Annotated in this window: 20 protein-coding genes and 1 pseudogene; 5 read left to right on the top strand and 16 right to left on the bottom strand. The window is 37.0% G+C overall.

Features of this window, described 5'->3' with window-relative positions:
* Window positions 1–57: 57 nt before the first annotated feature.
* The 10 genes from AAJG31_RS00190 to AAJG31_RS00145 all read right to left on the bottom strand — a co-directional run bounded on the left by AAJG31_RS00190 (window position 58) and on the right by AAJG31_RS00145 (window position 9,125).
* Entirely contained in the window at window positions 58–846 is a 789-nt protein-coding gene (locus AAJG31_RS00190) for a lipid II flippase Amj family protein (RefSeq protein WP_054550492.1), read from the bottom strand.
* Between the two features lie 412 nt (window positions 847–1,258).
* Window positions 1,259–1,750, bottom strand: a complete 492-nt coding sequence (locus tag AAJG31_RS00185) for a kinase (RefSeq protein WP_259950776.1) — start codon at window positions 1,748–1,750, stop codon at window positions 1,259–1,261.
* A 16-nt stretch (window positions 1,751–1,766) separates the two neighbouring features.
* Window positions 1,767–3,035: an MFS transporter gene (locus tag AAJG31_RS00180; protein WP_279495295.1), complete on the bottom strand. Its 1,269-nt coding sequence runs from the start codon at window positions 3,033–3,035 to the stop codon at window positions 1,767–1,769.
* Between the two features lie 153 nt (window positions 3,036–3,188).
* Window positions 3,189–4,376: an MFS transporter gene (locus AAJG31_RS00175; protein WP_054550446.1), complete on the bottom strand. Its 1,188-nt coding sequence runs from the start codon at window positions 4,374–4,376 to the stop codon at window positions 3,189–3,191.
* A 220-nt stretch (window positions 4,377–4,596) separates the two neighbouring features.
* Window positions 4,597–5,466 carry a metal ABC transporter permease gene (locus AAJG31_RS00170; protein WP_048392426.1) on the bottom strand — a complete coding sequence of 290 codons (870 nt, stop codon included), beginning with the start codon at window positions 5,464–5,466 and terminating at the stop codon, window positions 4,597–4,599.
* The gene (locus tag AAJG31_RS00165; RefSeq protein WP_054550447.1) at window positions 5,463–6,335 is read right to left on the bottom strand and encodes a metal ABC transporter permease; all 873 of its coding nucleotides are present in this window, start codon (window positions 6,333–6,335) and stop codon (window positions 5,463–5,465) included. Before AAJG31_RS00165 ends, AAJG31_RS00170 begins: the two co-directional genes overlap by 4 nt.
* An 11-nt stretch (window positions 6,336–6,346) precedes the next feature.
* The gene (locus tag AAJG31_RS00160; protein ID WP_048392425.1) at window positions 6,347–7,075 is read right to left on the bottom strand and encodes a metal ABC transporter ATP-binding protein; all 729 of its coding nucleotides are present in this window, start codon (window positions 7,073–7,075) and stop codon (window positions 6,347–6,349) included.
* Window positions 7,076–7,084: 9 nt separating this feature from the next.
* Window positions 7,085–7,999, bottom strand: coding sequence for a zinc ABC transporter substrate-binding protein (locus AAJG31_RS00155; protein WP_103118344.1), 915 nt, complete (start codon window positions 7,997–7,999; stop codon window positions 7,085–7,087).
* A 150-nt stretch (window positions 8,000–8,149) separates the two neighbouring features.
* A complete protein-coding gene (locus AAJG31_RS00150) occupies window positions 8,150–8,311 on the bottom strand; it encodes a hypothetical protein (protein WP_004230657.1) in 162 nt (53 codons plus the stop codon).
* A 205-nt stretch (window positions 8,312–8,516) separates the two neighbouring features.
* A complete protein-coding gene (locus AAJG31_RS00145) occupies window positions 8,517–9,125 on the bottom strand; it encodes a TetR/AcrR family transcriptional regulator (protein WP_279495298.1) in 609 nt (202 codons plus the stop codon).
* A gap of 160 nt (window positions 9,126–9,285) precedes the next feature.
* Here AAJG31_RS00145 and AAJG31_RS00140 point away from each other — a divergent pair, with 160 nt between their 5' ends.
* Together AAJG31_RS00140 and AAJG31_RS00135 are read left to right on the top strand one after the other, a co-directional pair.
* Window positions 9,286–10,023 (top strand): SDR family NAD(P)-dependent oxidoreductase, encoded by a 738-nt coding sequence (locus AAJG31_RS00140; RefSeq protein WP_054550450.1) that lies wholly within the window; start codon window positions 9,286–9,288, stop codon window positions 10,021–10,023.
* Between the two features lie 125 nt (window positions 10,024–10,148).
* Window positions 10,149–11,177, top strand: a complete 1,029-nt coding sequence (locus AAJG31_RS00135; RefSeq protein WP_279495300.1) for an S-layer homology domain-containing protein — start codon at window positions 10,149–10,151, stop codon at window positions 11,175–11,177.
* 22 nt (window positions 11,178–11,199) lie between these two features.
* Here AAJG31_RS00135 and AAJG31_RS00130 read toward each other — a convergent pair whose 3' ends face one another.
* The 4 genes from AAJG31_RS00130 to AAJG31_RS00115 form a co-directional block, all read right to left on the bottom strand.
* Entirely contained in the window at window positions 11,200–12,099 is a 900-nt protein-coding gene (locus AAJG31_RS00130) for a LysR family transcriptional regulator (protein WP_279495302.1), read from the bottom strand.
* Window positions 12,100–12,360: 261 nt separating this feature from the next.
* Window positions 12,361–12,900, bottom strand: a complete 540-nt coding sequence (locus AAJG31_RS00125; RefSeq protein WP_279495303.1) for a flavodoxin family protein — start codon at window positions 12,898–12,900, stop codon at window positions 12,361–12,363.
* A 188-nt stretch (window positions 12,901–13,088) separates the two neighbouring features.
* Complete coding sequence (locus AAJG31_RS00120) at window positions 13,089–13,691, bottom strand: hypothetical protein (RefSeq protein ID WP_259950780.1); 603 nt, start codon at window positions 13,689–13,691, stop codon at window positions 13,089–13,091.
* A 241-nt stretch (window positions 13,692–13,932) separates the two neighbouring features.
* Window positions 13,933–14,643 carry a TspO/MBR family protein gene (locus AAJG31_RS00115; RefSeq protein ID WP_269898261.1) on the bottom strand — a complete coding sequence of 237 codons (711 nt, stop codon included), beginning with the start codon at window positions 14,641–14,643 and terminating at the stop codon, window positions 13,933–13,935.
* Between the two features lie 355 nt (window positions 14,644–14,998).
* Here AAJG31_RS00115 and AAJG31_RS00110 point away from each other — a divergent pair, with 355 nt between their 5' ends.
* The 3 genes and pseudogenes from AAJG31_RS00110 (at window position 14,999) to AAJG31_RS00100 (ending at window position 18,725) form a co-directional block, all read left to right on the top strand.
* Window positions 14,999–15,898 carry a MerR family transcriptional regulator gene (locus tag AAJG31_RS00110; protein WP_279495305.1) on the top strand — a complete coding sequence of 300 codons (900 nt, stop codon included), beginning with the start codon at window positions 14,999–15,001 and terminating at the stop codon, window positions 15,896–15,898.
* A gap of 395 nt (window positions 15,899–16,293) precedes the next feature.
* A pseudogene (gene crtI, locus AAJG31_RS00105) lies at window positions 16,294–17,864 on the top strand (phytoene desaturase family protein).
* A 57-nt stretch (window positions 17,865–17,921) separates the two neighbouring features.
* A complete protein-coding gene (locus AAJG31_RS00100; RefSeq protein WP_269898259.1) occupies window positions 17,922–18,725 on the top strand; it encodes a methyl-accepting chemotaxis protein in 804 nt (267 codons plus the stop codon).
* A gap of 115 nt (window positions 18,726–18,840) precedes the next feature.
* Here the strand turns inward: AAJG31_RS00100 and AAJG31_RS00095 are convergent, their stop codons facing one another.
* Window positions 18,841–19,377 carry a DUF6143 family protein gene (locus tag AAJG31_RS00095; RefSeq protein WP_004230683.1) on the bottom strand — a complete coding sequence of 179 codons (537 nt, stop codon included), beginning with the start codon at window positions 19,375–19,377 and terminating at the stop codon, window positions 18,841–18,843.
* A gap of 251 nt (window positions 19,378–19,628) precedes the next feature.
* Window positions 19,629–21,374 carry an adenine deaminase gene (gene ade / locus AAJG31_RS00090; RefSeq protein WP_279495307.1) on the bottom strand — a complete coding sequence of 582 codons (1,746 nt, stop codon included), beginning with the start codon at window positions 21,372–21,374 and terminating at the stop codon, window positions 19,629–19,631.
* Between the last annotated feature and the right edge of the window lie 35 nt (window positions 21,375–21,409).

Raw genomic sequence — 21,409 nt, 5'->3', positions numbered from 1 at the left:
ATTAATTGCTGTGGCCTAAAAAACCACTTCCTAAAAATATAAAGGAAGTGGTTCTAATCAAGCAATTAACTTTGCAAACCATGCAACGTAATGAGCACCTGGAATCAATAATAACTGTGCCACAATGGTTCCTAAAAATCTGGAGAACATCATCATAACAGACATTCTTTTCAGGTCTAAATAGCTTCCTCTCTTATTGATCACATCATCTGCTAGAATGGATATTTTCGGGTCAATGAATAGGATTAATAGTATTGTTGCAATGCCATTAATTAATCCAGATGCCATAACAGCAGTAGTCTTTAATTCTGGTACTAATAATGTGGCATACAATGCAGATAAAACGCCAATCGTATAGATAGCTGTAATAACAATATTGATAACAAATAATTTAATCGGTATATCCTGTAGACGAATGCCTTTTAAATAACTAAAATTTGGTGTATGAATATGCTTAATCCCCCGTCTTACATAGTCAAATGTAAAGCCCTTTTTCAATAAAGCCGGGATTGAGCCTCTTTCCTCAGCCAAATGAACGATAGCTCTTGAAAAAATGGCTACAAAGGTGGGGATAAGTAAGATTCCTACTATTGTTCCAAGCGAAGCCGCTCCAATAATTAGTCGAAATTGATGTTCTACAAATGTCATGGCATTATCCGTAGGTGCTGTATCAACAAGGCTCCCTGTGAATGGTTGTTGCATCATATTTGCTAACCTCGACACCATGACCATTACATTAAAAAGAGATAAAGCCGAAGCTAGTAATTTGACACGTGCTCCTGATAAACGAACTGCATATGCAAGCGTTTCAATCGCATGAATGATTAAAATAAATAAAGCAATCATGATTAATTTTTCTGTTATTAAATCCACATATGTACCTACTCTTTGCTTTCTAACGATTTAATATTGTAACGCTTATTCAATAAAATAGTTCCAATTGAAAAAATATGCTGTCCAAGCCATAAAAGGTAATTATAAAAGGCGAGAGGTTGATTATTTCCAATGTGGAGAAGTGATGAGTGACTACCCTCGCCATAAAGAGTAGTGAACACCTTTGTTTTATTTGAAAATTTTTTCTAAAAAAGAAACATTTTAATGGGTTGGAGTGGAAGGCTACTTGAATCTTCTTGAATAGCGATACAGGTAACCTCTAAACGGAGCTGTGTTCGCCCAGAGGAAAGCATGTAACCTGCACGGAAATTTTTCAACACTATGAAAAAACTTACCCTAAGAAAGGGTAAGTTTTTTGTTACTTCTACAGTTGCTTTACCATTAATTTTAATAAATCATCCTGTGACATCTCTTCCGTCAGCAGCGTTTCACCATCCACCCCAAGATAATCATGCGGATTCCACCAAGCACGTAAAGAATCTTCCCCGAAGTCATTTTTTTTGGAGCTAGAATGATGACGAATAACGGTTTCCTCAAAAGATAAATCAAAATAATAAGTATTGGCCTTCTGATCAAAGAAGTGGATTAAATCCTTTAACATAGCTCCATAACGACTGGCATATAATATTCCTTCTACAATGACAACTTCACAACGACCTTTACCATACTCTGCGATTTGACGAATTAATTCAATAGAAAGATTGCCTTCTCGATCATGCACCTTTAACATATCACGTCGGACAACATCTTGCGCAATCAAAAGTGTACCATGTCCAAGATGATGCTGAAGTTTCTTTGCAATTGTCGTTTTCCCACTACCTGAATTTCCTCGAATAATAATTAGCTTAGAGTCCAATTTCCCCTTCTCCTTTTTAAGCTGCTCTCCTAGACCAAATGACAACAGGAATCAATACTAACGACAATAGCCCTCCTGCTAAGGACAACACTGCATAGCTTGAATTCGCCACTACTATACCTGATAGCGCACCACCTGATGCACCTGCCAATGCCACAAAAACATCCATCTTCCCCTGTGTTTTTGCACGGGTAGAAGGCTCCGTCGCATCAACAATTTGAGCAGTTCCACTAATTAAGCCAAAGTTCCAACCTAATCCCAGTAAAGAAAGTGCCACAATGAGTAACACCATTGAATCGCTTGGTGCAAATGCAGCCACTACGCCAGCGAGTAGCAACGTAATACCTGAAGCTATACTCATTGCCGTACGTCCGATTTTATCAACAAGAATACCTGTGACAAGTGATGGCAGATACATAGCACCTACATGAAACCCTATCACAATACCAACCTCGGCTAATCCATGTCCATGATGTTTCATATGTACAGGTGTCATTGTCATGATGGCCACCATGACAATTTGTGTCAGGACCATAACTGTTGCTCCTACCGCTAGGCCTCTTTTATTGCTAGATATAGGCATGGATGGTGTTTGATTTTCTTTGTTCATTTTTTGCTTATGTGCCTCTATGGCTTTCGCTATTTCTAGCGGGTCAGGACGCAACATAGTAAACAATACAAGCCCCGCCATAATAAAGGCCAAAGCAGATAATAGAAATGGACCCGCTAGAGCTGGAATACCGATAGACAGCGCCACTTTTCCCATCCATTCTACTAAATTCGGACCTAAAACAGCACCAAATGTGGTCATAAGCATGGTTGTACTAATCGCCGTAGCACGTTGCTTATTATTGGCTAAATCTGTCCCAGCGTAGCGTGCCTGTAAATTAGTTGCCGTACCAGCTCCATAGATTAATAGAGAGGCAAACAATAACACAATACTATTCATTAAAGTAGCAAGGACTACACCTATTGCACCAAGTCCACCCACTATAAAACCTGTTGATAAGCCTATGCGGCGACCATAACGCTGTGATAGTTTTCCTACAATGAAAGCCGCACCCGCAGAGCCTAACGTAAATAATGCAGAGGGTACACCCGCATAGGCATCCGTTCCAAGCATTTGTTGTGCCAGTAGAGCGCCTACCGTTATACCCGCCGCAAGTCCAGCTCCCCCAAAAATTTGGGATAAGCTAACAACTATCAGTACACGCCTATATAGGTTTTTTAGTTTTTCTGGTGACTCAATATAGGACGCAATTGACTCTTGAGATTTTTCAACCATTTTTCAACCTTCTTTCTCTATGTATATCAAACAAGATTACTTGAATTAATGAAGAAGGAACCGTCTCCATCTAGACAGTTCCTTTCCTATGCTACCATCTTTTTATACCTCTATCGTATGCCCCAATTGGTGTCATGCATAAAGGACATGATATTAATGTGCATGCATAACGACATTCTTTTTCTTTGCGTAAAATAAGAAAGTAGTGGTTAAACTTAAGCTTATGATTCCGAAAACAAGTCCCATACCACTTAAACCAATTAAATCTAGCATCATACCTGTCGATAAAAGCACGATTTGAAAGACGACGGAATCAATCATGTTGCGGAATGAGAAAAAGCGTCCATGAAACTGTTTGGGTACTTGTTTTTGGAAAATTACCATTGTCGTTGGGAAAAAACAGCCAACTGAAAAGCCAAAAACGCCAAATGCCACTAAAGCGAAAAATGGAGTCTCTGCCAGTAACAATAGGAGCTCCATTGAGCCGATAATAAAGGCTAATGAAAAAAGCAGTGTACCCATTTGTACACGGTCAGCAATCATTTTCAAACCAGCTGCACCAAGCATAAATCCGATACCTTCCACCGTATACAATAATCCTGAAATTGTGGTAGATTGATGAATTTCAGATATTTTCATAATCACTAAATTAAAAGAGCCTAAAAATAATGTAGGAATTAACATTAAGACAAGCGTCATCAAGACGACTGGATGCTCTTTGATCATCGGTAACACTTCTTTAAAATTCCCTTTTTCTTTGTTTGTCATCGTTTCAGTAGATGCTTCATCCAATTGCAATAAACTAGTAATGACAAACATGCCTAAATAGACAATAAATGAAATAATATATAACCATTTTAACTCAAAAAAACTGAGCATAAACCCGGCAGCGGCTGTACCGATGATCCTTGAAATGGTTCTCGCATTCATTTGCCAAGCATTTAATGTAATTAAATCCTGTTCCTTCGCAATCATGGGAATAATAGATTGCAAGGCAGGCATATAAAATGCTGCTGCTATTTGCAGCGTGATTAAAAATAGAATCATCCAAATGACCGAATTAGTATAAAGTGCGATAAACATAAATAACACACTGATGATGCGTCCGATACTCGCCATCTGGACAACCGTTTTTTTCTTCGATTGGTCAATGATACGTCCTGCCATTGGACCAACAACTAAGCCTGCTAAAATACCACAAGAAATAATTAATGATTTGTGAAAGTCAGAAGGTACTACCTCTTGCATAAAGGCTAAATTGCCAATAATGCCAGCCCATAAGCCGAGACCTACGACAAATTCACCTAATAAAATAATCCATACGTTTCGATTTCTCCACATGCTGTTCTCCTTGTTGCTATCATAAAATTTATCGTAACAAAATTTTAAATATTCGTACATAAAAATATAGAAAAATTTGCTAGATGCTACTATTCTTTCTCTTTCTAGTTTATCTTAACGAGTATACTATTTTTCCTAGAAGTAGTACTCATTCAAAAGTTTGAACTTGTCCTCAAAAGAAAAAACATCGTTTGATGGGCGTATCAAACGACGTTTTTCATTAAGAAGTTTCTAGTTTATGAACAAGTACTTTTTTCCTACGCTCAACGATTTTTTGACAGATGAACGTCACGATAAAAATGAAGCCGACTGTTGTTGCCATCATACCTGCTATAGAGGTATCCCAAAATTTCGCTAAATAATAGCCAATGACGGAAGCAGCAGCTCCAAAGAGCATACTATAGACGAACATTTGCTTAATCGTCTTGCTGATTAAATAGGAGGTAGCAGCTGGCCCAATCAACATGGCAACCACTAAAATGGCCCCTACACTATCAAAAGCTGCCACTGTTGTAAACGAAATCGATGTCATAAAGCCATAATGAAGAAAGACAACGGGAATGCCAATGGTTGCTGCATACACAGGGTCAAACGTTGCAAGCTTCATTTCTTTAAAGAATAGGAGTAGGAACGCAATATTAATGACGAGGACGAGTAAGAGCATCCATACTGCCTTAGGCATTGCCAGCCCAAGCAATGTCCATTTATCCCAAGGAACAAAAGCAATTTCTCCCATTAAAACATGCTCAACATCTAAGTGCACATTGCCTGCAAATAAGGTGATGAGGAGAACACCTGCTGCAAACAGAGATGTAAACACTACGCCTATCGCTGCGTCTTCTTGAATACCAGAAGAATGTAATAATTGCACAAGATAGGCTGTTAAAATCCCTGCAAACGCAGCACCTACCAACATCCAAAAACCATTCAACGTTTGGGTAATAAGGTAAGCCATCACAATGCCAAAGAGCACTGTATGACTGATCGCATCTGCAATCATGGACATTCTACGCAAGATGAGGAAGACACCTGCAATTCCACAAGTTACCCCAACTAACAGTCCCGTGAATACAACCCAAAATTCGATCATCCTACATCACCCTGCTTTCGAAATTGCATTTTCCTACGATATTTACTAATTTGACCAGTTGGACTTATAAAATACGATAGAAAGAATATACCTGCTGCCACTAAGACAATTATAGGACCCGTCGATAACCCTGTTCGAATCGCACTAATAAAGGTTCCTGTTATGCCAGCGATACCTCCAATCGCAGCACTTAAAATGAGCATTGTGCTCAATTTTTTTGTCCATAACTTGGCACTGGCAGCAGGAATAATTAATAAAGCTGACATTAAAATAACGCCAACAGCTTGTATACCTGTAACAATTGTCATGACAATTAAAACCGTTAATGTTGCCTTTAAAGCCTCTATTGGTAAGCCAATCCCTTTTGCATAAACAGGATCAAAGATCAGTAGCTTCCATTCCTTATAAAGCAAGAGACTAACCACAATAATGATGGTTGCACTAATAAAGAGCCACATTAAATCTGCCTTGGTCATCGTCGCTGCTTTACCGAAAATAAAATTATTCAGACCACTCTGATTCCCCAGTGGGCTACGGTTAACCACTGTTAAAAATACAACACCAACACCAAAAAATACGGTGAGGACTAATCCAATGGCAGCGTCAGCCTTCATTTTTGAAAATGACACAATCCATTGAATACAATACACAGATAATGCAGATGTAATGCCCGCTCCTAGCATTAAAATTGGCAATTCCTTTTGACCTGTTAGCAGGAACGCAAGGGCAATACCTGGTAATGCTGCATGCGCAGCAGCATCCCCAACTAGACTTTGTTTCTGTAAGAAGGAGAACGTGCCTGTGATGCCTGCTGCAATGCCAAGTAACATCGTTCCACTCAGTACCCACAATAAGTTACCGCTTAACATTATGTCCCTCCTTACACATGCTGCATCATGAAAAGTTTACCACCATATGTTTTTTGTAATTGCTCTGGTGTAAAAACATCTTCCGTTGCGCCTGATGCTAAAATCGTTTTGTTTAATAGAATCGTATAGTCAAAGTATTCTTTGACGGTTTGAAGATCGTGATGCACAACAAAAATACTTTTTCCCTGTGCCTTTAAATCCTTTAAAATATCAATAATCGTTTTTTCTGTCGCAGCATCTACTCCTGCAAATGGTTCATCTAAAAAATATATATCTGCATTTTGTGCAAGGGCTCTAGCTAGGAATACACGTTGTTGCTGGCCTCCTGAAAGCTGCCCGATGGAACGCTCTGCAAAATCCTGCATCCCAACACTTGCTAAAGCTTGTCGAGCAACAATTTTATCCTGCTTAGACGGTCTTTTAAATAAGCCTGTATGGCCATAACGCCCCATGAGCACCACATCCAACGCATTTGTTGGGAAATCCCAATCCACCGCATTACGCTGAGGCACATAGCCTACGACTAAACTCTTTGGCTCAAACACCTTCCCTAAAATTTCTACCTTTCCCACTTTATTAGGAAGCTGATTTAAAATGGCCTTTAAAAATGTGGATTTCCCTGCACCATTTGGGCCAATAATGGCAGCTAGATGACCTGTAGGCACTGTTACACAGGCATTTTCTAATACTGTTTTTTTATCATACGCCACGGATAGATTTTCCACTGTTAATGCATACATATTCTTCACCTACTTTAATGCATCGACGATCGTGTCGATGTTATGTTGATACATACCTATATACGTACCTTCTGTTGTTCCTTCAGCTCCCATAGCATCTGAGAATAATTCCCCACCGATGACAATGTCGTGACCTTTCTCCTTAGCCCCTTCAATAACAGCTTTCATTGCCTTATCGGACACACTGGATTCTATAAAAAGAGCCTTAATCTTATTTTCTACTAAGAAATCAACCATCTCCTGAACATCCTTCACACCATACTCTGAATCCGTACTCAGCCCTTGCAAGCCACGTACTTCAAATCCCTGACTTCTGCCAAAGTAATTGAATGCATCATGAGCCGTTACTAATATTCTTTGTTGCTGTGGTATTTCATTCACACGTTTTTCTGCGTAGCTTTGTAAATCATCCAGCTTTTTCAAGTAAGCTGCTTCATTTGTTTGAAAATCTTCTTTAAATTCAGGGTATTCTTCCTGAAGCTGCGTACTGATTGCCTTGACAACACCTTTCCAAAGCTCAACATCAAACCAAATATGTGGATCATGGAGCATGGCATCCGTATCACTGGCAAGCAGTTGCTTTTCATCTAATGTCTCGCCCACTGCCAAGACCGTTTTATCCTTCGCCATTTGTTCAAAGATATCGAGCATTTGTCCTTCTAAATGTAAGCCATTATAAAAAATGACTTCTGCTTTATCCAATTTCGATAAATCACTTTGAGTCGCCTTGTAGAGATGGGGATCTACGCCTGGACCCATCAATGCTGATACCTGTAAATGATCACCACTGATTTCTTTAATCGCATCTGCAATTTGTCCTGTGGTTGCAACCACAATGCCTTCTTTTTCACCCTCTGTTTCTGCTGAACAGCCAAATAATAGAAATGAGAGTGATAATATCACCACACCTAACCATTGTTTCATTTTCCTACCTCAACTTTCTCTTTTTTAAGCAATTGTTAGAAAAAAGTGCCTAAACTACGAAGTAACCAATCGGCGGACAAGCCGTAAATCGTTTGTCATGCCCGCCCTAGTCGTATACAACTAATATCCCAACTTTTTCCACACAATACCTTAATTTATATTCATTTTCCTGATAAGCTGGCGCCAGCTCATCCAGAAAAGGATTAACATCATACCTGCGCCTACTGAATCGGTCAGTTTCCATACGATTGCTAAAATAATTAAAATGGCCATTGGAAGAATCGTCAGCTTGAAATCACCTAAATCTTTCATTCACGCACTCTTCTTTCTTTGGAGATATTTTGTTTCCCTTAGGAAAAATATATGCTTAATACAAAGAAAATTCAACTACTTTATGAAAATTTCTTTAAAAAAATTTTTTTCTTATAAAAAAATTAGTTTAGCCCAAACAAAAAAATCCCTAATGCAGACATTAGAGATTTTTTATAAAAATACATAGATTTATGTTAATATACTTTCATCTTTCTTTTTCCAGCGACTTTCCTATAAATTCAAATGCATAAATATGTGTTTTTGTTAATTCAATAATATCCTTGATTAAAGCTTCTTCTGATTTTTCATAGCCGCTTGCAATCCATTGCATCATCAATCCATAAAAGCCGTAGGAAGTATAATGTTTGAACATGTTCATGTTGACAGGCTGCTGATTGATCGTCTCAAATTTAAATTGCTCTTGATAAATTTTTGTGATCGTTAAGGGCATTCGGGTGTGCAACCCAGGAATCGTATCTTCCACATTCAGCAGCTCGAAAAACAAACGGTGCTTATAAATGTAATGAATAATATTAAAGGATGGTGCTTTCAATTTTGTCGTGTATACCTTTTCTCCATATAGGTAGGGTTCACCTACTGCCACTTCCAGACCATTCAGCATTTGTTCTAGCAAATTCTCTGCTAGTTCAAATTTATCTTGAAAATGCACATAAAAGGTACTACGGTTATAGCCCGCTCGTTCTACAATATCCTTCACTGTAATGGCTTGAAAACCATGTTGTTTCATTAAATCGACAAACGCTTCATAAAAATGATGGCGGGTTCTTTCTTGTCTTTGTGTCCATTTTGGCAATTTTACTTCCCCCTTTTAGACATTTCAGGCACATATGTCTACTAGTTAGATATTTACTACGACATTAATGATTGTTTCCGTTTTCAGGCGTTTTACAATAAAAGTACACCGTGATTTACACAGTGTGCAAGAAAAAAGTTTGTTTAAGGGAGTGTCATGTATGGGGAAATTACAAGATAAAGTCGCAATTATTACAGGTGGTGCTTCTGGTATCGGTGCTGCAACAGCCCAATTATTTGTAGCAGAGGGAGCAAAAGTGGTGCTTGTGGACCTAAACGAGGAAAAAGGCCAAGCATTTGCAGCTGAACTACAGGCAACAGGAGCAAAAGCCATGTTTATCAAAGCAAACGTAACGGATGAACAGGAAGTAGCAGCTATTTATCAAACAACTATTGAGGCATTTGGCAAAGTCGATGTCCTTTTTAATAATGCAGGGATTGGTCGTGTTACGCCAACTGAGGAGCTTCCTTATGCGGAATGGCGTCAAACTGTAAATGTAGACTTAGATGGTGTATTTTTAATGGCGCAGGCTGCCATCAAAGAAATGCTAAAAGCGAATGGTGGTACAATCGTTAATACAGCTTCGATGTATGGCTGGGTTGGCTCGCCAGGATCAGCTGCTTATAATGCAGCAAAAGGAGGCGTGATTAATTTAACACGTTCATTAGCATTGGAATTTGCTACGCGAGGGATTCGTGTCAATGCCCTATGTCCAGGCTTTATTGATACACCAATTATCCCAGAAGAAAGTAAGGAGCCATTACGTCAGATCACACCTATGCAACGACTAGGACAACCAGAGGAAATGGCGAAAGCTGTTTTATTTATGGCATGTGACGATTCAACGTTTATGACAGGGAACACATTAACAGTAGATGGTGGCTACACAGCCCAATAACGACGTTTAAAATAATCGCTCCCCGACTAAGGGCAGCGATTATTTTTTCACTAGAAAAATTTGCAGTTTTTATCCATTTCCTGCAAACTATTACTAAAGCGAGCAAGAAAGGATGAAGACAACAAATGAAAAAATTAATAGGTACATTATTATTTTCTATTCTGATTATAGCTAGTGCAGGCAATGTACAAGCTGCTGGCTTTCGAGACGTATCAAAGGATCATTATGCATATGAAGCTATTTTATGGGCAGAAGAATATGATATTGTTAATGGCTTTACAGACGGTACATTTAAACCGAATGCTACCATTACTGAACAGCAATTAGCAAAATTATTAGCCAATTTTTATGAGCTCGAAACGCCCATCGACGAATTAAAAAAGCAAACGCCTTCGGCAAACTGGTCGGATGATTTCTATAACCAGCTCGCAAGCTATGGGGTGCCTTTAAATGGCTATTTCGACAACCGAATCCGAGCGGCTACTGTGAAGCGTGGTGTAGTGGCACAGGCTATTGCTCATTTAGCTAGCGGTAAGAAGGGCTTAGATCAATCTATTCAATTTTTACTTGATACCTATATTTCTTCTGGGCTAAATCCACAGTATGAAGAGCGTAATTTACAAAAGTTTTATGGCGTGACAAGCAACATGACCCGTGCGCAAGTTGTCACGATGCTCTATCGTATGGACGAACGAAATTATTATGAAATTTCAGCGGATGCACAAGCAATTCATGAGAATGCCAACAACGTATCCTTAAATAATAGGGCAAAAAATGCTCAAAATCAGCTCGACAAATCATTACAGCAGGCTACTCCTAGTAAAAGCGCATGGGAAGGTGTGTATACTTATTACTATAAATGGGGTAAGGGTACAAATGAGTTTAACCGCCGTGATGCTATAATCTCCAATGCCACAAACAAGAGCTTTTCTATTGCTTTAACGGCGAATGATGGCTCCGCTTCAGGTAGTGTAAATGGCACAGCCACAATTACAAGCAATACGAAAGCCCTTATGAATACATCCTCGCATGGCAATCGTTGTGTTGTCGAGTTTGAACGTTTATCTAATAATGCCCTAAAGGTGTCTGAGATTGATTGTCGTGCTGAACGTAATGAAGGGACCAATTTTTCGGGTACCCTCAAGCAGCAATAATTTGTAACAGAGTCTGAATCATTCAGGCTCTTTTTTCATCCTTAAAAGCTTCATAGCTATGTTTGGCGATGGCAATAAAATCTTCGAGACAGGGATGCATATGCTTATCTTTATGCCATGCAATATCTGTATAAATTGGCGCTAAATCAATTGTGGACGGTACTTCCATTAATTGCCCACTTTCCAGCTCCTTCTCTACAACCATTTTAGGTAAAAATGTAATACCTAACCCTGCCATCACACATTGCTTGATTGCTTCAATACTGGCAAATTCAATCATTTGTAAGGGATTGACACCCTCTTGCTGTAGCTGTGCTTCTAAATGATTACGATAGGAGCACCCTGTTTCTGTTAACAACATCGTTTCAGTTGAAATTTGTTGAGCCGATAGAGGCTGACTAATTTCTTTGGGGGCACTCACAAAAACAAGCTGTTCCTGAATCAATCGCTCTCGCTTGAGCATGGCTGTTTCCTGATAAGTGTCCGTTATCAATGCAATATCAAGTTTACCAGCTTGTAATAAATCCTTTGCAATAGCTGTTGTATGCACAGGCTTGAAAATGATTTTCACTTGCGGGTGTGCTTGTTGAAATTGCTTTAAAATACTTGGTAGTCGATAGACACACTGACTTTCCTGTGCCCCTACCTTCAATAGGACTTGCTCCTGCTCGTTGGATATAGCTTTTTTCATTTCACGGTCTAGCTCAAGCATTTTTTTTGCATAATGCTGTAGACGCTTGCCCTCTTCTGTGAGAATAATACGCTTGCCAAGCCGCTCAAAAAGCTGAACACCTAACTCTTGTTCTAATGTTTTTATCTGAGCTGTAATACTCGATTGAGCGTAGTCAAGAAGCTGGGCTGTCTGTGTAAAGCTTAATGTTTCAGCTGCTGTAAAAAACGTTTGAAGCTGCTTAATATCCATCACTTGAACCCCTTCATCTATTTCTTCGATAGTTTTTGTTGAAACATTCACCCTTTTCGATAATAAAATTCAATATACACTAGTTTGTAGCTGAAAGAAAGAGATGGTTGCATTTACCAATAGCGCAAGTAAATATCTAACATCAAAAGAACCTTTTATCATATAAAGAGAAACGAATTTGGAGACTTCTTTCCTCCAAATTCGTTTCATTGTATTGTGCTATAAAAATAGTCAATATCATCTAAAGGCAATAAGGTCGACTTATTGTAAGTCTTTTCTAAGATGATCAGCTGCAGACAATGCTTTTAGATCTTGAAGGATCTCGCCTGGCTTGTTTCCTTCTCCTAGAATATATCCCTCAAAGGTTATCCCAACAAAATCAAAAATATGTTGAAATTGCTGAATCATTGGTAACCCCTTTATATAAGGCTCATCTCCACCAACTGCAATAACATATGCTTTTTTAGAAGACATTAATGCTTTAAAATCAGGATAATTCGGGTCTCTTAAGGTTTGTGACCATCGATCTATAAAGTTCTTCATCGCTCCTGTCATACTATACCAATAAATAGGCGTAGAAAATATAAGAATGTCATGTGGAAGAATACGGTCAATGATGGCGTTATAATCATCGCTGACATCTGTGAACCCTTCCGCAGCATGACGCTTATCGATTATTGGCTGAATAACACAGTCCTTTAGATAAATTTCTTCAATCATTAGGCCTTGAGTGGCTAATTTTGTTAAAGTCTCTACATTCCCATTCGACCGATTGCCACCATAAATAACTGCTATTGACATTTAGAATATCCCCGTTTCCTTGAAGTTTTTACTATTGTTCCCGTATACCTATATCTTATTATGAATTTACAATTCGATAAAGATGATTATTTCGATAAAATCAATCGAAAAAAGTGATTACAATTAGCATGCATACTTTTAAAAATATGTTCAATTAAACTAGGATACAAAATGAAATCAATAGTTAGTTATAACCCCTCTAAATTATCCAACAAACTATACCCATATTTAGCAAATTGTTGTTTGACTTGGTTAATGCAATATTTAATTCGTTTCTTTTTTTCTTCTTCGGAATATCCTATTGGGTTTTTTACACACGCACCCAAATCAATCCATTTCAAAGTGCTATTTTCCGTATCCCAGTATATATGTTCAAATTTAAAATCAAAATCGTATCTGTCTACATTCATCATATCTTTTTTTGCTTCAATCATTTTCAAAACAATTTCTTTTAATTCGTTGTTAGTTATGCCTTCTTTTAAAACCTGTGATAAAGTTTTACCATTCACTTTTTCTACAAATAAAAACTCTCTTTTTTTATATGCATAAATTTTAGGAAAATAAGGACTACTGTTTAACTCCAACAATGCGTATATATCGTTATCCCCTTTTCCTTCAGATAAAAATTTTTTCAATATAATTCCTTTGTTTTTCATTTCATAAACAATTGACCGTTTTCGATGTAATTGAATGATTTCAACTTCTTTACTCAATATAAGATTATATTCATATAAATAAATAGATTCTTTAGTCTCTTCTGGTAGATCATAAAAATAATTTGTGACAAGCAAAACTTGATTACTCCTTTCATCATAAGAAGATTCGACAAAAAGAGCTTATTCCCTTTATATTTCCATTATTTCTACATTCAAAAAAGTGAATACATTTTAATCATTGGATAAGAAGAATTGGATGAAAGGTCACCTATCTTTACAAAAAACCCAAACTACACAGAAGCTCATAACACTTCATTAGTTTGGGTTTCTTTATAAATAAATTTTCTTTTCTTATCAAATATTATAGATACTTTAACTATAATCTTTTAGGCCTTCCAATGAAAATCCAAATTACCAGGAACAAACTATATATAAATGGCATATAGAAAATACTCCCTGCATCTTCTCCATTCTTGATAGCGATTCCTATAAAAGCCCAGATAATTACTAATGGAAAAAATACATCTTGCTTATAAACACGTATAAAAGCAGCTAGCACAGTCGCAAGAATAAGTAATAACTGTGCCCATATTTCCTCTGAGAGCCCAAACCCATCCCACTCATAATATTTAAGCACAAAGCTAATATTAGCCATCAACGCCACACTAATCCACCCTAAATATACAGAAAACGGAAGTCTCCCTGAAAAACGATTATCCTCTTTCAGGTAACTTACATATAGAAAAATTATATGAACCAATAAGCCGACCATAATAACAATGGACGTTATAAACAATTCATAATGCCAGCTCAACAACCATGCGATATTTAAAAATGCAGTGATTACAAAGAGACCAAGCTTGCTATTTATACGATTAGTAGTTGAAGATCGAAATTGTTGTACAAGCCAAATGAATAATAAAAAATAAATCAAGCCCCAAATACTAAAAACATAGCCTGCTGGAATAAACAATACATCTACCTGATTAGAAATTTCACCTGTCTTTTTCCCATTAATCCCCACCGTGCTAGCTAGTCCATTAATAATAACCATGGCGAAATAACTTATGAGTGCAAGCCATTTCATGTTCTTTCCCCCTCTCATTTACATCATCTAATTCAATATATTCATTACCCATTCCAACTTATAATTACTCCGCTTACATAACATTAATAAATTATTTAAAGCCATTAGCTTATCTATAAAATCGTATAGCCTACTCATTATGGTATGGAAGAAAAAACCAACAAATTGTCTCATTAATTTCCCCACCCTTATTTTCCTGTTATTCAATATTCAACCACTCTAGTTATACAATTGTTGTACAACTTTTAAATATCTATATTATAATATGAAAAGTTGTAAGGTTTCGGATAGAGCACTACGGCACACAAATACTCACAATCATGAATATTAATAGCTATAGAAAGGCAGGGAAATAATGACACCAACAGATTGGCAATATAATATTACGCAGGTATCTGAAATCACAGGACTTTCCAAACAAGTGATACGTAAATGGGAAGAGCGCTACCAACTTGTTCATCCCAAAAGATTAGAAAATGGACACCGTGTTTATAGTGAAAAGGATGTGCAGCTATATTTAAAAGTACTTAGCCTTTCGAACCAAGGCTATTCTATAAAACAAGCAGTGACAATTGTACTTAGCAATCAAAATGTTTTAGAGGCAGTTACCCCCACAGTGTTGACCAAAAGCGACAATGTAGATCATTTCTGTAATCTTTTATTGGAAGAAGGAAGACTTTGCAATGAAGTAGAACTTAATCGACTCCTGCAACAAGCAAATCATTCATTAGGATTAGCAAAATTTCTATCTCATGTGATTATTCCTTTCTTACAAGAGGTAGGAAGATTATGGGAAAAACAGGTATGGACCGAGTATCAAGAATCTGTTACTACAATGATTGTTAGAGATTATTTAGTACAATTAAGAAGGAATTACCACTCTAAAGAGGATGCACCACTTATAATGGGAGCATGCTTACCAGGGGAGCATCATGAAGTTCAACTTCATATTTTATTGTTGCAAGCAATGATGGCTGGTTGGCGATCATTCCTTGTTGGCAGTTCTCCAGCTGTTGGGGCAATTGAATCTTTAATCATACATTTTAAACCAAAGGTGGTTCTATTATCTGCTATGACTACAAGGCCATTTGAGTTATACCCTACTAGCATTCAGCAATTAGATGACTTCGCTGCAAAACATCCTGCTATTCGATTTTATATGGGGGGTGCTGGCTCTGAAGAGTATTTAAAAACACATTCCTTACATTCAATTGCTATTGCCAGTACTATTGATGAAGTTATAAATAACTTATAAACTCTCACTCTAAATAACTTTATTTTTAGTAGGAGTTTAACGTTTTTGGTTAGAACTAGTACTATAAACAAAAGTTAAAAAGTTTATTAATACTGCTATCCCTGTTTAAATAAGGCATTGTTCTTACAATCTATTTTATTGAGAAGTTCAACGAGAATATCATGGATGAAAGCATTGGTTACACATGCTTTTGTCTATGATTTTTTTTTGCACGCAATAGCCATAAAATAATTTTTTAAATTTCAAGAATATATAGTTTGCACATTTTTGTACACTAATTGTATAATCACTGTATAACTTTTGTACAACAAATAAATATTTTTATCTATTTATAAATCATGACTCAATACAGGTAGTGTTATAAGACTAAATAGCAGATACGGAGGTTTTTCACAATGAAAAAGGAGATTATTGTTATAGGAGCTGGTCCAGGTGGTTTAGCGTCGGCAATGCTGCTTAGCGCTAAAGGATTTAATGTCAAAGTTTACGAGAAACAACCCTATATTGGTGGTAGAACAAGTGAAATAAAGCTAGGAGAATATAAATTTGATATGGGCCCCACATTTTTAAATATGTTTTATATTATTGAAGAAATATTCGAGCTTGCAGGTAAAAATATACATAATTATATAGATCTAGTAAACCTAGATCCAATGTATGAATTAATTTTCACGATAAGCGAATTAAAATGACTCGCGATCGTGAGGAAATGATTCGTCAAATAAATGAACTATTTCCAGGCAATGAGGGCTCTTTTGAAAAATATATGAAGGAAACTAATCACAAATTAGAAGCGTTAGTACCTGTATTGCAAGCAAGCATGAACCGTTATACAGATTTACTACAACCAAAAGTTTTAAAGGCATTGGGTGAGCTTGAAATCGGTAGATCTTTAATCGATACGCTTTCACGATTTTACAAGCAAGAGGAATTACAACTTGCCTTTACTTTCCAAGCAAAATACTTAGGCATGTCTCCGTGGGAAAGTCCTGGTGCATTTTCCATTCTATCTTTTATTGAGCATGCTTATGGTGTTTACCACATTACAGGTGGCATTAATAAGTTAACACAGGCAATGGCAAAGGTTGTACGAGAAAATGGTGGAGAGATCTACACGAACTGTGGCGTTTCAAAGCTCTGGTTGGATGGTCGAAAGGTAAAGGGTGTCATTTTAGATAATGGCGAAAAAATAGCATCTAATGAAGTAATAATAAATAGTGATTTTGGTCATGCGATGACTCACTTAGTCGAGCCTGGTGTTCTAAAAAAATACACTAAAGAAAAGTTAGAGAAGAAAAAATACTCTTGCTCTACTTTTATGCTTTATCTAGGTGTCAATAAAAAATTTGATTTGCCCCATCATACGATCTGGTTTGCAAAAAATTACCGAAAAAATGTTGAAGAAATTACTAACCATAAATTGTTGTCGGATGATCCATCTATCTACATTCAAAATGCAGTTGTAACAGATCCGACAGTTGCCCCACAAGGGAAATCAACGCTATATGTATTAGCACCAGTACCTAATAATTTCAGTCATATTGAGTGGGATACCTGTGAACAAGATTATCGTAACATGCTAATTGGGTTAATTGAGGACAAACTTGGCATTGAAAATCTAGAGCAATACATTGAAGAAGAACACATAATTTCACCGAAAAATTGGGAAGAGAATTTAGGTGTATATAAAGGAGCAACTTTTAACCTAGGTCATCAGCTTACACAGATGCTGACATTCCGCCCTCACAATAAATTTGAAGAATTAAAAAATAGCTGGTTAGTTGGAGGTGGTACACATCCAGGAAGTGGTTTACCGATTATCTTGGAGTCTGCACGTATTACTTCTAATGGAATTCTACAAAAGCATGGTCTAGCACAATTAGCAGTGAAACCTTTACCTAAAATAGATCTCTTTAATACGGAACTCAATAACAAACCTAGTGAAAAAGTAATGTTGCATATCTAATAATCATTAAGTATGAATTAAATTTAGCTTAGCTACCTAATATAAGGATTTGAAAATATGAATATTCAGACAAAACATATGAATGAAAATGCAATTGTAGATTCAATGAAAAAAAATTTAGCCCTTGTAGAGTTTAACTTGAATAGAAAAGTGATTTGGGCTAATAAAAAATTTGCAGAGGTTCTAGGATATCAGGTGGATGAAGTTATTGGGATGGGTCATGAAAAGTTTTGTAAACCGGATTTTATACAAAGCCCAGACTATCATCTCCTATGGCAAGGTTTATTAAATGGAGAAAAATATGAAGGAAAAATTGAAAGAATAAGTAAAATGAACGATTCTATATGGCTTGAAGCAACTTACCTACCCATTTTCAATGACAATAATAAGGTAAGTTCCATATTAAAAATTTCAACAGATATTACAAATCGAGAATTCAATACTTTAGAGATTATTGCTAAACTAAAAAGTATGCCTCAGGAGTTAGTAGAAATTGTTGTATCCAATTCAGAAGAAAACATAAAAGCCGTAGCATCACTTGCTAAAGAAGTTGACGCAATTAGAGATACTGTAAAAGTGATTCATACTATCGCTAAACAAACAAATGTCCTAGCACTGAATGCCGCAATAGAGGCTGCACGTGTTGGTGAAAAAGGTCTCGGATTTAAAGTCGTAGCAGAAGAGGTACGAAAATTAGCACTGAATGTTGATAATGCACTTCGAAATATCGAATATAATGTAATGACTATAGAAAGTGATACGGAAAAGGTCGATAATATTACACATGATTTGAAGAAAGTTGTAACAGAAACTCACAATGAATTTAATAAAGCCATTGATAGATTCGAAAAAATGCTTTAACTAGTCAATAATACAGCAGCTAAAGTTCTCAATAGATATTTGAGAGCTTTAGCTTCTTTTTTCTAACTAATTAATATCACTATAAATTATATTCTACTAACAATATCCTTATTATTTAATGGTATTTTTTCATTTTTTCAAACCACCCAAATGCTATCTCAGCCTCTATACATTCATTGTCCTGTGTAACTAAAAAAATTACAAATGATTCACCAGATGGAAAAATAAATTTTCCATCTTCATCGCTTACTAAAGTACTTTGTGGTGGAACAATTCGTTTAAACGCATTTACTCCTTTATAGGGGTGCCCTTCAACAAGTTCAGCAAATTCAATTTTAACGTCTGGATTTGGTGGTGGATAAATGGCTGTATTAGTAGGCGTTACATTTTTAGAAATCATTGAATCCCCAGGAGGTATTGCATTAAACCAAATTTCAGCCAGAATAGGTTGTTTAGAATAATTAGTAATGGTAAACGCATTTACAAACAAATCCACATTAGAATATTTAGGATTACTTAAGCTTCCCCACGCATTTCTTCCTTTTTTTAAGGTAATTAATTCGGTTTGCCCAACAAAATATTGACCTAATAATGATTCATATAAAGGAGTAGGAATACTAACTATTTTCATAAATCGATCATTATTTTTCATTGTCAATCTCACCCCCTTTTATATATTAATGTATGTATTTTTAGTAGGGATGTTTAGACGAAAATATCTTACAAATAAGAGGTTGAAATAATCAACACGCAATCCTTAATTTTACGACTAATTCCATATTACAATGACTTGTAAGCATGTTTATAGTTCGTAAATGATGGTGAATGAGAGCTAGCACTAAATAAGCAATATAAGAAAACGACCTAAAAGCTTAATGAAAGCTAGTTAGGTCGTTTTTTCATCTATGCTTCTACTGAGATATGCTGGAAGGTTGTCACATCAAATAATCCTGTATCTGTTAGCTTTAAAGCAGGAATAACTGGTAATGCCACAAAAGAAAACGTTAGTAGAAAATGGAAATCTAATGTTGGATTAAGCGTCTTTAATGCCCTGTGCAAGCCTGCTAGCTGCTCCTTTGCCTGTTGAGCTGGTACATCTGTCATCAAGCCACCAATGGTTAATGGCATCTCCGCTAGAATTTGGCCATCCGCAACAATCACAAAGCCCCCTTGGATTTCCTGAATGCGTGTAAGCGCCAGGACCATATCCTCATCATTTGTTCCTACAACAAGGGCATTATGGGAATCATGAGCTACTGTTGTAGCCACTGCTCCTTTTTGTAAGCCAAAGCCTTTAACAATTCCTAAACCTGTCGTGTGTAGCTGATGATGACGTTCGATGACGGCTAGTTTCAGTAGATCTTGTTCTACAGAAGGGACGAAAAAACCATCCTTTACAGGTACATCCATTATTACATGATTGGTAATTAGCTGATTCGGCACAATCTCCATTACATTCGCCTTTGTACCCTTTGTGAATGCTAGTTGTAGCCTATCCTTTGTAATGGTTGGTAAATGGACAGATTGATGGATATGAGCAGGCACAACTGGCTCTTGACGATTTGTCAGCATTTTACCATTTTCAGCCACTTTCTGCCCATTTTTCCATACGGCCTTTGCCTGCATTGTTGACAAATTCTCTACTAACACAAAATCTGCCTTATAGCCTGGTGCAAGTACACCTCGATCTAATAAACGATAGCATTCTGCGGTGTTAACGGTTGCTAACTGGATTGCTTGCAATGGTTGCATCCCTTCAGCTATTGCCATGGCGATATCATAATTGATGCTGCCTTCGTCGATTAACTCATCCACATATTTATCATCTGTACAAAATCCAAAGCGACGAGCATTATGTGACTGGACAGCTGGCAATAAGTCACGTAAGTTTTTCGCGGCTGAGCCCTCTCGGATTAGCACATACATCCCCTGCTCTACACGGTCAATGGCTTCCTCAGCCGTTACACATTCATGATCTGTGTGAATACCCGCAGCTCGATAGCCTGTAATTTGTTCGCTTTGTAAGCCTGCACAATGCCCATCAATGACTAAATTTGCTTCCTGCGATAATAAAATTTTCTGAAGCATGTCCTCTTGCCCATTTAATACCGCTGGGAAATCCATCACCTCCGCTAATCCACGAACCTGTTCATGTTGTAGAAATGGTGCCAAATCCTTAGCTGTTAGTGTAGCGCCTGCATTTTCAAACTGTGTACCTGGCACACTTGATGGCAGCATCACAAAAATATCCATATCTGCCTTTTGTGCATCATCTAGCATAAATTGAATGCCTTCTGCTCCTGCGACATTGGCGATCTCATGAGGATCAGTTATCACCGTTGTAATCCCATGAGGAAGTAAAACACGACTAAATTCCCCTGGTGTCAACATAGAAGACTCAATATGTATATGACCATCAATTAAACCAGGAATGACATAGCCTCCTGCCGCATCCTCTTCCTGTTTAGCGTGAAACTTATTCGTGCGATCTAGAGCCACAATCATCCCATTCTTCACGACGATATCTGCTTTTTGCCATGTTAACGAAAAAACATCCGCAATTTGCGCATTTCTCAGTATAAAATCTGCCTCTAATTTTCCTTGAGATGATAATACATTTTGTGTTAGCTGCTGTAATTTTATCGACATAACTTATACTCCTTTTTCTTTTAAGAACTATCATG

The organism is Lysinibacillus sp. BS3, assembly GCF_039614735.1.
Taxonomy (GTDB): domain Bacteria; phylum Bacillota; class Bacilli; order Bacillales_A; family Planococcaceae; genus Lysinibacillus; species Lysinibacillus capsici.
Note: the sequence above shows the minus strand (reverse complement) of the source record. Positions and strands in the feature narration are given on the sequence as shown.

What these genes read in the sequence shown, in the direction of transcription:
- AAJG31_RS00190 (WP_054550492.1), bottom strand. Translation starts at nt 846, where the DNA reads ATGATTGCTTTATTTATTTTAATCATTCATGCGATTGAAACGCTTGCA.
- AAJG31_RS00180 (WP_279495295.1), bottom strand. Translation starts at nt 3,035, where the DNA reads ATGGTTGAAAAATCTCAAGAGTCAATTGCGTCCTATATTGAGTCACCA.
- AAJG31_RS00175 (WP_054550446.1), bottom strand. Translation starts at nt 4,376, where the DNA reads ATGTGGAGAAATCGAAACGTATGGATTATTTTATTAGGTGAATTTGTC.
- AAJG31_RS00170 (WP_048392426.1), bottom strand. Translation starts at nt 5,466, where the DNA reads ATGATCGAATTTTGGGTTGTATTCACGGGACTGTTAGTTGGGGTAACT.
- AAJG31_RS00165 (WP_054550447.1), bottom strand. Translation starts at nt 6,335, where the DNA reads ATGTTAAGCGGTAACTTATTGTGGGTACTGAGTGGAACGATGTTACTT.
- AAJG31_RS00160 (WP_048392425.1), bottom strand. Translation starts at nt 7,075, where the DNA reads ATGTATGCATTAACAGTGGAAAATCTATCCGTGGCGTATGATAAAAAA.
- AAJG31_RS00155 (WP_103118344.1), bottom strand. Translation starts at nt 7,999, where the DNA reads ATGAAACAATGGTTAGGTGTGGTGATATTATCACTCTCATTTCTATTA.
- AAJG31_RS00150 (WP_004230657.1), bottom strand. Translation starts at nt 8,311, where the DNA reads ATGAAAGATTTAGGTGATTTCAAGCTGACGATTCTTCCAATGGCCATT.
- AAJG31_RS00140 (WP_054550450.1), top strand. Translation starts at nt 9,286, where the DNA reads ATGGGGAAATTACAAGATAAAGTCGCAATTATTACAGGTGGTGCTTCT.
- AAJG31_RS00135 (WP_279495300.1), top strand. Translation starts at nt 10,149, where the DNA reads ATGAAAAAATTAATAGGTACATTATTATTTTCTATTCTGATTATAGCT.
- AAJG31_RS00130 (WP_279495302.1), bottom strand. Translation starts at nt 12,099, where the DNA reads ATGGATATTAAGCAGCTTCAAACGTTTTTTACAGCAGCTGAAACATTA.
- AAJG31_RS00125 (WP_279495303.1), bottom strand. Translation starts at nt 12,900, where the DNA reads ATGTCAATAGCAGTTATTTATGGTGGCAATCGGTCGAATGGGAATGTA.
- AAJG31_RS00115 (WP_269898261.1), bottom strand. Translation starts at nt 14,643, where the DNA reads ATGAAATGGCTTGCACTCATAAGTTATTTCGCCATGGTTATTATTAAT.
- AAJG31_RS00110 (WP_279495305.1), top strand. Translation starts at nt 14,999, where the DNA reads ATGACACCAACAGATTGGCAATATAATATTACGCAGGTATCTGAAATC.
- AAJG31_RS00100 (WP_269898259.1), top strand. Translation starts at nt 17,922, where the DNA reads ATGAATATTCAGACAAAACATATGAATGAAAATGCAATTGTAGATTCA.
- AAJG31_RS00095 (WP_004230683.1), bottom strand. Translation starts at nt 19,377, where the DNA reads ATGAAAAATAATGATCGATTTATGAAAATAGTTAGTATTCCTACTCCT.
- ade (WP_279495307.1), bottom strand. Translation starts at nt 21,374, where the DNA reads ATGTCGATAAAATTACAGCAGCTAACACAAAATGTATTATCATCTCAA.